Raw genomic sequence first — 12,146 nt, 5'->3', positions numbered from 1 at the left:
CTCCCATTTGCTCCCTTTGGATCGTTATTATTCCGCTTATAAGAGCATGGCTAACAAATAATGAATTTAGTTCTATTTATTGGGGGGAAATGATAAAGAAAACCCTACTTTTTGACAAGATAAAGCTACCTTTTTGTAACAATTGTGAGGCAAATCGCTCACGCCGTCACAAAAGCGGCAAAATTATAAAAAATAGATGTGATTTGTAACAAGAAAGCGAAACGAAGAATGGCTAAGAATGGGATAAAAAGCCTTGTATTCCGGCTGTTTTCAGTCGATTACATAGAAAGATATGTCAAGAATGTGAAGGGACTCCCCACTTTTGTTATCTCCGTCTTGTAGCACGAATAAATCCAGAAAAAGTGCAGATAAAACATTCAAATGTTGCGAGGATATTAAGTGGCGATGTGAAGTTCGATATGAAATGAAAAAACGCTTTTCCACGCATTAGAAAAACAAAAAGCTCGGCATATAGCCGAGCTTTGGTACACAGTATCCAGAGAAACTCTGGAACAGCATAATTTCCGATAAAAGGAAATTAACGCTTAGAGAACTGTGGACGACGACGTGCTTTACGTAGACCAACTTTCTTACGTTCAACGCAACGAGCGTCACGAGTAACGTAACCAGCTGCACGTAGAGTAGGACGTAGAGACTCATCGTACTCCATAAGAGCGCGAGTGATACCGTGACGGATAGCACCAGCTTGACCAGAAATACCGCCACCTTTAACAGTAACGTATAGGTCTAGCTTCTCAGTTAGTTCAACTAGCTCAAGAGGTTGTTTAACAACCATGCGAGAAGTTGGACGACCGAAGTACTCATCAAGGCTACGCTTGTTGATTACGATGTTGCCGCTGCCTGGTTTGATGAAAACACGCGCAGCTGAGCTTTTGCGACGGCCAGTGCCGTAGTATTGATTCTCTGCCATTTTCGAAATCCCCAATTAGATGTCTAGTACTTGTGGTTGTTGAGCAACATGGTTGTGCTCAGCGCCCGCGTAAACTTTAAGCTTACGGTACATAGCACGGCCTAGAGGACCACGTGGAAGCATGCCTTTAACTGCAAGCTCAAGAGCCATCTCAGGTTTACGATCGATCAACTTTTCAAAAGTGATAGATTTTAGACCACCTGGGAATTCAGAGTGACGGTAGTACACTTTGTTCTTAGCTTTGTTACCAGTTACAGCAACTTTCTCAGCGTTGATAACGATGATGTAATCACCAGTGTCAACGTGAGGAGTGTATTCAGCTTTGTGTTTGCCACGTAGGCGAGATGCAATTTCACTTGCTAGACGACCAAGAGTTTTACCCTCTGCGTCTACAACGTACCAGTCGCGTTTTACAGTTTCTGGTTTAGCAACGAAAGTTTTCATGCTAATAATAACCCGTTAATTAAAATTTAAACTTTAAAGGAACACCCAATAGTGCTCCCACACTGTCTAAGAGCCCAGTCATCACCCCTTCGAGTCGTTGGTACTCTCGACCTTCTATGTCGAAATAACTTCGATAATCAGGTCTGCAGTAACGGTGGGTCGCAGGATTATAGAGAAGAGCGAAGAAAAAATCACCTTTTTTTGCGTTAAATCACGAATTTTTTCTTCACTTTTTTAAGATGAGTTGTCGATTTTTACGCCAGATGCTCTCTAGCGAGGTATTCATGGCTTTGCATCTCAGTCAATCGAGACAAACAACGTTTAAATTCGAACTCTAACTGCCCTTGCGTATACAGAGACTCCATCGAGACTTCTGCAGAAATAATCAGTTTCACGTTACGTTCGTAAAATTCATCGACTAAAGCGATAAAACGTCTTGCTGCATCATCAATCTTACGATCCATCTGCTTCACCTCTGCCAACAATACCGTATGGTAAATACGCGACAGTTCAATATAGTCATTCTGACTGCGTGGTGTCTGGCAAAGTTGCTCAAAAGACGCATGTAGCACGCCATCACTTGCTTCAATTACTTTCACTTCACGATGATTTACTTCAATGCTGTGTGCTGCGACCTTTCTTTCGCCAATCAACTGGTGGTAGTACTTATTGAGATTGACGGACGCTTGTTCATCTAGCGGATAATGGTAGATTTCAGCTTGTTGCAGCGTTCTTAGACGGTAATCCACTCCACTGTCGACATTAAGCACGTCACAGCGCTGAATGATCATGTCTATCGCTGGTAAGAAGCGCGCCCGTTGTAAGCCATTACGGTACAAGTTTTCAGGTTCAATGTTGGATGTTGCAACCAAAATCATCTGGCGTTTAAACATCTCTTGCAGCAATGTCGCTAAAATCATCGCATCGGTAATGTCAGAAACAAAAAACTCATCAAAGCAGACCACATCCGCTTCTTTTTTGAATAAGTCAGCGACTTTTGACAGTGGATTTTCAACTTCCCCTAACCGCTTGAGTTCATCATGGACTCGATACATAAAGCGGTGAAAATGCACTCGCATCTTTCGTTCTGTAGGCAACGCGTCAAAAAACGCATCCATAAGATAAGTTTTACCACGCCCAACACCACCCCAAAAGTAGAGCCCTTTCGGCGGTTCTGGTAATTCTGGCTTTTTACCAAGTAATTTCTGCCAAGTGCTAAGCTGAGGAATAGGCGCAGACTGAAACTCTGCAATCGCATGGTAAAGATTGTCTAAAGCAACGACAGCGTTATATTGGGCTTCATCACGCTGGAATCCATGCTCTGCTATGTCTTGTTGGTATCGTTTTAATGGTGTCATGGTATAGAGTCGTATCAGAGGTACAGAAAAAATTGTCACCTCGGGGTCAGCGTTGAGCATAGAGAGAGGTAGATATCAGTCCCCGAAGACTTACCGCTATTTTTCTTTATCGGCTGTTCAAGCCATAGTAACATGGACAAGCACCGCGTGTAACTAAGTAGTAAAAGACTTGTTAAAACAACTATAAGGAGCAGTTATGCCTTGGATTTATGCCATTGTGGGTTTGCTGGTCGGTACAATCGTAGGCGTAGTCATTAGTAGACTAACCACCCCCGAATACAAAAAACAAAAGTCTGTGCAAAAAGAGCTGGAAGCAGCCAAATTTGAACTAGAGCAACAACGTCAAGAGCTCGTCGATCACTTTGCACAAACTGCAGAAATGCTGGACACCTTAGGTAAAGATTATACCAAGCTATACCAGCACATGGCGAAGACGTCTTCTGAACTTCTGCCAAACTTGCCTGAGCAAGACAATCCATTCGATAAGAAGACTGCAATGTCATCTGATAAAGTCGAAGAGGATCAATCAGACGTCAATGAACAACCAAAAGACTATGCCAACGGCGCAACTGGTCTTTTAAAAGATCAGGAAAAAGAAATCATCGACGCACCTGAAGCAGTCACAGCGAAAGCGTCTTAATCCCCTTATCCTGCCTAATTGGGTCAATACATTCACATTTCTTATCAATTTGTATTGACCCTTGTTGAACTTTTCTTAAGCAACTCATCTCTAACAACTTGTGTGCTGCCGCCACGTTTTGATTGTCCGAATTCGTCCCTATATTAATTACTATCAATAAGAGACAAAGCATTCGGATATTTCTTTTTTGGCAGACCCGTTTCAAGAGGAGTTATTGGATGAAAAAACCATTGCTTGCGTTAACCGTTCTATCTTTAAGCTTGGGTTCAATCATCACCCCAGTCACCGCAACAGCGGCGCTTCCACTCAGTGTGGATGGGGAGCAGTTACCTAGTCTTGCCCCAATGCTCGAAAAAGTAACCCCTGCGGTTGTGAGTATTGCGGTCGAAGGCAAACAAGTTCAAACCAGTCGTATTCCAGAGCAGTTTCAGTTCTTCTTTGGTCCTGATTTCCCGACAGAACAAACTCGTGAGCGTCCGTTCCGAGGTTTAGGTTCTGGTGTCATTATTGACGCTAAGAAAGGTCAAATCGTAACGAACTATCACGTTATCAAAGGCGCTGATGACATTCGTGTCCGTCTATATGATGGTAGAGAGTACGATGCAGAACTCGTCGGCGGAGACGAGATGTCAGACATTGCCTTGCTTAAGCTCGAAAAAGCAAAAGACCTGACACAAATTAAAGTCGCGGATTCAGACAAACTACGCGTAGGTGATTTTACCGTAGCCATTGGTAACCCGTTTGGTCTAGGTCAGACAGTGACATCCGGCATCGTTTCTGCACTGGGTCGAAGCGGCTTAAATGTCGAAAACTTTGAAAACTTCATTCAAACCGATGCAGCAATTAACAGTGGTAACTCCGGTGGCGCTTTGGTTAATCTCAATGGTGAACTGATCGGCATCAATACCGCCATTCTTGGTCCAAACGGAGGCAACGTCGGTATTGGCTTTGCGATTCCGTCCAACATGATGAAAAACCTAACAGATCAAATCTTGGAGTTTGGTGAAGTAAAACGCGGCATGCTTGGTGTTCAAGGTGGTGAAGTCACTTCTGAGTTGGCAGAAGCTCTGGGCTATGAATCAAGTAAAGGTGCCTTTGTTAGTCAAGTGGTTCCGGACAGTGCCGCTGACAAGGCTGGTCTAAAAGCTGGTGATGTCATCGTTTCGATTAATGGCAAAGCGATTGATACGTTCGCCGAGCTTCGCGCGAAAGTCGCAACCTTAGGGGCTGGTAAAAAAGTCACGCTTGGCGTTGTCCGAGACGGTAAGAAGAAGAGCTTTGATGTGACCTTGGGAGAATCAACCAATGTCAAAGCGAAGGCTGAGACTCTACATGAAGGGCTCAAAGGCGCTGAACTTAGCAATACGACACCAAGTGATTCTATCCAAGGTGTGAAGGTAACAAGCGTTGCTGAGAACTCGCCAGCAGCACAATATCAGTTGGCAGAAGGCGACATTATTATTGGTGTAAACCGTAAACGCGTGAAGAACTTAGCGGAGTTACGTGCGATTGTAGAGAAGCATCAAGGTGTACTGGCGATCAACGTTCAACGCGGCGATCGAACGGTTTACCTCGTTATCCGCTAATCGTGTTGAGTTAACAGCAATCACGTAGGCTGAAGTAAACGTGCGTTAACCACATCGATATTCGTGATAACGCTCGAACACTTTACCTCGTATGTCATGGTTTTATAAAAGGGTAAGACGATTACGTCTTGCCCTTTTGTTATTTTTCAATGTAATGCTATCCTTCAGTTTTCTATGCCAATTGGGCGCTCAATCATGGAGAGGTTATGCTTAGCTTTTTGTTACGTTCTGTCTTTTTAGGCTTAGCAACTGCCATCATCGTATTACTCGCCGTTCCATCTTTGCGCAGCAATGTTATTCCTACAGCACTCAGCGATCCGCAGCCGAGCAATATCGCCTCGCTCGAAGTCTCTTTTAACCAAGCGGTAAGAAAGGCAGCGCCAGCGGTTGTGAATATCTATAGTCGCAAGTATGTTGAAAACGACCGAAGCAAGCTTTCAACTCAGGGCTTGGGATCTGGTGTGATTGTTAGCGAGAAAGGCTACATCATTACTAACTACCATGTCGTCGCTCAAGCAGACCAAATAGTAGTCGCACTGCAAGATGGTCGTGTTGCTGCAGCTCAGTTGGTCGGTACGGACAAGCGTACAGATATCGCGATTTTACGCGTTGAAGGCTCTAATTTACCTGTCATCCCACTGAATCCTGATTACAAGCCTCAGGTTGGTGACGTGGTACTGGCTATCGGAAACCCATACAACTTAGGTCAAACCACGACGTTTGGCATCATCTCAGCAACAGGACGCTCATCGATCAGCGATGGTCGTCAAGCCTTCATTCAAACCGATGCGGCAATCAACGAAGGTAACTCTGGCGGCGCTTTGGTCAACACTCAAGGTGAACTGGTAGGCATTAATACGGCTTCATTCCAACAGGCTACAGACCTTGAGACCTACGGCATCTCTTTTGCGATTCCGGCTCCTCTGGCGAATAAGATCATGCAAAAGATCATTGCTGATGGTCGCGTGATCCGTGGCTACATTGGTATTGACGGACAGGATATCAATGCGGTTACTGCCCGCTTACTAGGTAACCAGCACATTGGCGGTATTGTCGTCCTAGGCATTGATCCAAATGGACCTGCAAGTGCGGCTGGCTTTGAAAAGCAGGACATCATTATCAGCATTAACGGAACCAAGGTGCAAGGTCGTCAAAGTGTGATGGATATTGTTACTGACTTGCGTCCAGGCACCAGCGTTGATGTTGGTATTATCCGCAAGGGTAAAGAAATGAATTTGAAAGTAACCATCGCCGAAGACAAACAAGAAGCATAAAAAAATCCCAGCCATTGGCTGGGATTTTTGTTTGTGCGTTATTCGCTATCGCTCGGCTCTTCTGAAACCTCTGAGCTTCCACCCATTTCAATTTCAATTCGAGTTACGCGCTGCAAACCTCGCGGTAGCAAGCTGCCTCGACGTCCGCGTTCACCACGGAAGTTCTCAAGATCAGCAGGTTTCAAACCTAATTTTCGCTTACCCGCATAAAGTGTAAGAGACGCACCTTGTGGCAGAGCCATCAAGTGAGAAAGCACCTCTTCACGTTCTTTCGCCTTCGCTGCTGGGATGTTGATGATCTTGTTACCCTTACCTTTCGCTAATTGCGGTAGGTCTTTGATTGGGAACAACAGCATACGACCTTGATTCGTAATGGCTAGAATTTCATCTGAATCCAAGTCTGCAATCGTCTTTGGTGTCATCACCTCAGAGTTTGCAGGTAGAGTCACCAATGCTTTACCGCTGCGGTTCTTAGATAGCAAATCTGAGCCTTTACATACAAAGCCGTAACCAGCATCAGAACCCACCAGCCAAAGCTGATCTTCTTCACCCATGATCACTTGGCGAATATTGCTGCCTGCGGTGATATTCAAACGACCTGTAATTGGCTCGCCTTGACTTCTTGCAGACGGTAATGAATGCGACTCAAGTGAGTAGCTTCGACCATCACTGCCAAAGAACACCGCTTGCTGGTTACTCTTACCACGCGCATGTGCTAAGTATTGGTCACCAGACTTGTAGCTCAAGCCTTCAGCATCCACATCGTGACCTTTCGCGTGACGAATCCAACCTTTCTCAGAAAGCACAACCGTGATTGGCTCACTTGGTACTAGGTCACGCTCAGTCAGTGCTTTTGCTTCTGCACGTTCAACCATTGGAGAACGGCGGTCATCACCATATTTCTCTGCGTCTGCTTTGATTTCTTTCTTCAGTAGTGTGTTCAGACGACGCTCAGAACCTAGTAGCTGTTCTAGCTTCTCACGTTCTTTCTCTAGCTCGTCTTGCTCACCACGGATCTTCATCTCTTCTAGTTTTGCTAGATGACGAAGTTTGGTATCTAGAATTGCATCCGCTTGGATATCGGTAATGCCAAAGCGTTCCATCAGCACTGCTTTTGGATCGTCTTCAGTACGAATGATCTCAATCACTTCATCTAGGTTTAGGTAAGCAACCAACAAACCTTCCAAGATGTGTAGGCGAGCCATTACTTTGTCTAGGCGATGTTGTAGACGGCGACGTACAGTCGTACGACGGAACTCGATCCACTCAGACAGAATTTGTACCAGACCTTTAACTTGAGGACGGTTATCCAAACCAATCATGTTCAAGTTAACGCGGTAGCTGCGCTCAAGATCCGTAGAAGCGAACAAGTGGTTCATCAACAGATCGCAATCAACGCGGTTTGACTTCGGAACCACAACGATACGCGTCGGGTTCTCGTGATCCGATTCATCACGAAGATCGTCAACCATTGGCAGCTTCTTAGCACGCATTTGGTTAGCGATTTGCTCAAGTAATTTTGCACCTGATACTTGGTGTGGCAAAGAAGTGATCACGATATCTGAACCTTCTTTGTGCCATACCGCGCGCATCTTGATACTGCCACGACCGTTGCGGTAAATCTTCTCAATATCTGCTTGTGGCGAGATGATTTCCGCTTCTGTTGGGTAATCCGGACCTTTAACGAACTGCATCACATCTGGCAGTTCCGCCTTCGGGTTGTCGATCAAATGAATGGTCGCATCCGCCACTTCACGAACGTTGTGAGGTGGAATATCCGTCGCCATACCAACCGCGATACCGGTTACACCGTTTAGCAGAATATGAGGCAGACGTGCTGGCAACATTTGTGGCTCTTTCATCGTGCCATCAAAGTTAGGTTGCCATTCAACTGTACCCTGACCTAATTCGCCTAACAGTACTTCGGCAAACTTAGACAGTTTTGCTTCGGTATAACGCATTGCTGCGAATGATTTCGGGTCATCTGGCGCACCCCAGTTACCTTGACCGTCAACCAATGGGTAACGGTAAGAGAATGGCTGCGCCATCAATACCATCGCTTCGTAACATGCAGAGTCACCGTGCGGGTGGTATTTACCCAACACGTCACCAACGGTACGTGCGGATTTTTTGTATTTTGCTGATGCCGAAAGACCAAGCTCCGACATTGCGTAAATGATGCGTCGTTGAACCGGTTTCAGACCATCGCCAATGTATGGCAATGCGCGGTCCATGATCACGTACATCGAGTAGTTCAGATAAGCGTCTTCGGTGAACTTGCGCATTGGCAACTGTTCAACGCCATCGTAAGTAATTTCTGTAGACATCCGTTAAACCTCTGCCATATCGCCGTTATTTTGCAGCCAAGAACGACGATCATCTGCTCGTTTCTTACCAAGCAGCATGTCCATCATTTCCATGGTCGCCGCCGAGTCATCGATGGTTAGCTGAACCAAGCGACGCGTGTTTGGATCCATGGTCGTTTCGCGCAACTGAAGTGGGTTCATCTCACCCAGACCTTTGAATCGTTGCACGTTGATTTTGGCTTTCTTCTTAGACAAGCGCTCTAATACACCATCTTTTTCGTCATCGTCTAAGGCATAGAATACTTCTTTGCCACAGTCGATACGGTATAGAGGCGGCATCGCGACGTAGATATGACCAGCTTCAACCAGCGCACGGAAGTGACGAGTGAACAGCGCACATAACAGCGTTGCGATGTGCAAACCGTCCGAGTCCGCATCGGCAAGGATACAGATTTTACCGTAACGAAGGCTGTCTAGGTTGTCGCTGTCTGGGTCAATGCCCAGAGCAACTGAGATATCATGCACTTCTTGAGATGCAAGCACTTGGTCTGCAGAGACTTCCCACGTGTTTAGGATCTTACCGCGCAGTGGCATTACCGCTTGGAACTCACGATCACGCGCTTGTTTAGCAGAACCGCCCGCCGAGTCACCCTCCACGAAGAAGATTTCGGTGCGGTTGAGGTCTTGCACAGAGCAGTCTGTCAGTTTGCCTGGTAGAGCAGGACCTGATGCAACCTTCTTACGCACAACCTTTTTACTAGCGCGCATACGGCGGTGGGCATTCGCGATACACACTTCCGCTAACTGCTCAGCCAGTTGTGGCTTTTCGTTCAACCATAGGCTGAATGCATCTTTTACTACACCAGAGACAAAGGCAGCCGTTTGACGAGAAGACAAACGCTCTTTGGTTTGACCGGCAAATTGCGGGTCTTGGATCTTGACTGACAGGACGTAAGAACAGCGGTCGAAAACGTCATCACCAGTTAGCTTCACACCACGAGGTAACAAGTTGCGGAATTCACAGAACTCACGCATCGCATCAAGCAAACCTTGGCGTAGACCGTTAACGTGTGTACCACCTTGAGCGGTAGGGATAAGGTTCACGTAACTTTCCGTGATCATCTCGCCGCCTTCCGGCTGCCAGATTACCGCCCAGTTTGCCGCTTCAGTCTCTGCTGAGAACTCACCAGTAAATGGTTCTTCAGGTAGAACTGGATAACCTTTCACACCTTCCGCTAGATAGTCTTTAAGACCATCTTCGTAGTGCCATTTGTAGTCTTTGTTGTTTACTTTATCGGTAAACGTAATCTCCAGACCCGGGCAAAGTACTGCTTTCGCACGTAGGTTGTTCACCAGACGCGTAACAGAGAAGTTTGCGGAATCAAAGTACTTTGCATCTGGCCAGAAATGCACGCTGGTACCACGGTTACGACGACCGCATGTCCCTGTGACAGTTAGGTCAGAAACCTTGTCACCATGCTCGAAAGCAATCTCATAAATTTGACCGTCACGACGAACCGTCACTTCAACACGCTTTGATAGCGCGTTTACTACAGAGATACCTACACCATGCAAACCACCAGAGAATTGATAGTTCTTGTTGGAGAATTTACCACCCGCATGAAGCTTACATAGGATCAGCTCAACGCCTGATACCTTTTCTTCTGGGTGTATATCAACAGGCATGCCTCGACCATCATCGATCACTTCTAGTGATTGGTCAGCATGTAGGATGACTTGTACTTTTGAGGCATGTCCGGCAAGCGCTTCATCGACACTGTTATCGATAACTTCTTGGCCCAAGTGGTTTGGGCGCGCTGTATCCGTATACATCCCTGGTCGGCGACGTACTGGCTCTAAGCCATTCAGTACTTCAATGGCACCAGCATTATATTGTTCAGTCATAATACGGAATTGTTCTCAAAGTTTACTTGTAACCCGAGCCTCGCATTCACGCGAGCTGTACTCGAGAAACGAAAAAGCTACCCCGTCTGCACATTTATCTAAAGATAAAGAGGATGCATAACAAAGTAGTCAGGGCTTAAATACCCTTAAGATCTTTTTGGCAAAACATAGTCGGAAAGCATATCGACTATGTCAAGAAACAGTTGGATATATCAATAAAAACTATGAGCCTATTCCAATCCGTCTCTTTAGTATTACAGTTTTAAGAATTCAATGATTTGAGCAGGATAACGCTCAAAGCCTACAAAACTGTGATCACCGCCCTCTTCTACCGTTTGCGTCGCTTGTGCGAACTTTTCTACGGCTTGGCGATAGTCTAAAACCTCATCTTCGGTTTGTTGTAAAAGCCAAAAGGATTGAGGCGACGCGATGCTTTGTACATCAAGAGCTTTTAGCTCGTCAATATGACAAGCTTCAAGTGTATAGGTTTCATGCGTGTAGGGGTTAGTTTGCTCCCCTAAATAGTCCACCAGCAACTCATACGGCTTCACCGCGGGGTTAACAACCACTGCTCTAAAACCAAACTTATCATTGAGCCAAGTAGACATGTATCCACCCAATGAACTACCCACCAAGCCGATGTTGTAGTCATCTTTGTATTGCTCAATGATATCGAGCAAGCATTGTGCAGCAAGTTGAGGGAAGCATGGTAACTGAGGCACGATGACTTTTATATCTGGACGCTGCTGCTCACAATACTCTTTCATTAAGTTCGCTTTCATCGAAAGCGGTGAGCTGTTAAAACCGTGAATATAAAGCAGCAAAGAAGATTGGCTCATGGTTGCCTCATGTAAAAAAGTAAGCCCGAACATAAAGTTCGGGCATGGTAATGATTAGTATCCGCTTGAGGTAAAGTCTGGCTGGAATTGACCATCTGGTAAACGGTTAACTTGTGTCGAGATGTCACCGTTACTATGTAGTTCTAATTCCCGCCAGCCTGGAGACTGTGTATCTAATGCAAAGTCATCAGAGTTCGGCTTGAATTGTACACACGTTGAAGGTGTTGCCATCACACGAATACCTTTGTGAATAATGTTCATATCCTGATGAACATGACCACAGAGAATACCCTTCACATTATCAAATCGGTCTACGACCTGCCAAAACGCCTCTGCGTCCTTCAGCGTGTGCTGATCTAGCCAAGCACTGCCCACCAAAAGTGGATGATGATGCAAAAGCACCAACGTATGTCGCTGCGGATTTTCTGCGAGCTTTTCTTCAAGCAAAGTCAGTTGTTGATCGCTTAATCGCCCATGAGGAACGCCAACCACTTGCGAATCCAGCAGAATTACCTGCCAATGGTCACCCAGCTTTAGGTGTTCAACAGCTTGAATTTGAGGGGATGGTAGCACACTACCCATGTTTGGCTTGTAGTCGTGGTTGCCCGGAAGCCAAAAACAATCTTTTTTCAGCGGCGAGATACCCTCAGCAAAACGCTGATATGACTCTGCACTATGATCTTGTGAAATGTCGCCTGTAGCCAAGATATATTCAAATGGCACTTGACGATGAAGAATCTCTTTTACCACGGCTGCAAAGCTGTCGGCGGTTCTTACGCTCAGCAAACTGCCCTCATCTGCCTCAAACAGATGAGTATCCGTGATTTGTAATAGCTTTATGCTGTCACTAGATGGTTGCAAAA

10 protein-coding genes are annotated in these 12,146 nt (G+C 45.8%); 3 read left to right on the top strand and 7 right to left on the bottom strand.

Going from position 1 to position 12,146, the window contains the following annotated elements:
• Positions 1-538: 538 nt before the first annotated feature.
• From rpsI to zapE, 3 genes are all read right to left on the bottom strand, one after another.
• Complete coding sequence (gene rpsI, locus J4N44_RS02045; RefSeq protein ID WP_005436094.1) at positions 539-931, bottom strand: 30S ribosomal protein S9; 393 nt, start codon at positions 929-931, stop codon at positions 539-541.
• Between the two features lie 15 nt (positions 932-946).
• Entirely contained in the window at positions 947-1,375 is a 429-nt protein-coding gene (gene rplM, locus J4N44_RS02040; protein ID WP_005372872.1) for a 50S ribosomal protein L13, read from the bottom strand.
• Positions 1,376-1,629: 254 nt separating this feature from the next.
• Entirely contained in the window at positions 1,630-2,733 is a 1,104-nt protein-coding gene (zapE, locus tag J4N44_RS02035; protein WP_005447762.1) for a cell division protein ZapE, read from the bottom strand.
• Positions 2,734-2,929: 196 nt separating this feature from the next.
• Here zapE and zapG point away from each other — a divergent pair, with 196 nt between their 5' ends.
• From zapG to degS, 3 genes are all read left to right on the top strand, one after another.
• Complete coding sequence (gene zapG, locus J4N44_RS02030) at positions 2,930-3,373, top strand: Z-ring associated protein ZapG (protein ID WP_005447760.1); 444 nt, start codon at positions 2,930-2,932, stop codon at positions 3,371-3,373.
• A 218-nt stretch (positions 3,374-3,591) separates the two neighbouring features.
• Positions 3,592-4,959, top strand: coding sequence for a Do family serine endopeptidase (locus tag J4N44_RS02025; RefSeq protein ID WP_005447751.1), 1,368 nt, complete (start codon positions 3,592-3,594; stop codon positions 4,957-4,959).
• 206 nt (positions 4,960-5,165) lie between these two features.
• Positions 5,166-6,233 carry an outer membrane-stress sensor serine endopeptidase DegS gene (gene degS / locus J4N44_RS02020; RefSeq protein ID WP_009697598.1) on the top strand — a complete coding sequence of 356 codons (1,068 nt, stop codon included), beginning with the start codon at positions 5,166-5,168 and terminating at the stop codon, positions 6,231-6,233.
• A gap of 38 nt (positions 6,234-6,271) precedes the next feature.
• On the opposite strand, the gene parC is transcribed toward degS, so the two are convergent.
• The 4 genes from parC to cpdA all read right to left on the bottom strand — a co-directional run bounded on the left by parC (position 6,272) and on the right by cpdA (position 12,144).
• A complete protein-coding gene (gene parC / locus J4N44_RS02015; protein ID WP_005447746.1) occupies positions 6,272-8,560 on the bottom strand; it encodes a DNA topoisomerase IV subunit A in 2,289 nt (762 codons plus the stop codon).
• Between the two features lie 3 nt (positions 8,561-8,563).
• Positions 8,564-10,444, bottom strand: coding sequence for a DNA topoisomerase IV subunit B (gene parE / locus J4N44_RS02010; protein WP_005447744.1), 1,881 nt, complete (start codon positions 10,442-10,444; stop codon positions 8,564-8,566).
• Positions 10,445-10,698: 254 nt separating this feature from the next.
• Positions 10,699-11,283: an esterase YqiA gene (gene yqiA, locus J4N44_RS02005; RefSeq protein WP_009697597.1), complete on the bottom strand. Its 585-nt coding sequence runs from the start codon at positions 11,281-11,283 to the stop codon at positions 10,699-10,701.
• Between the two features lie 54 nt (positions 11,284-11,337).
• Entirely contained in the window at positions 11,338-12,144 is an 807-nt protein-coding gene (gene cpdA, locus J4N44_RS02000) for a 3',5'-cyclic-AMP phosphodiesterase (protein ID WP_009697596.1), read from the bottom strand.
• Between the last annotated feature and the right edge of the window lie 2 nt (positions 12,145-12,146).

The sequence above is a fragment of the Vibrio sp. SCSIO 43155 genome (genome assembly GCF_023716605.1).
In the GTDB taxonomy this organism is placed as follows: domain Bacteria; phylum Pseudomonadota; class Gammaproteobacteria; order Enterobacterales; family Vibrionaceae; genus Vibrio; species Vibrio harveyi.
The sequence above is the reverse complement of the archived record's forward strand: the minus strand, read 5'-3'. Positions and strand labels throughout refer to the sequence as shown.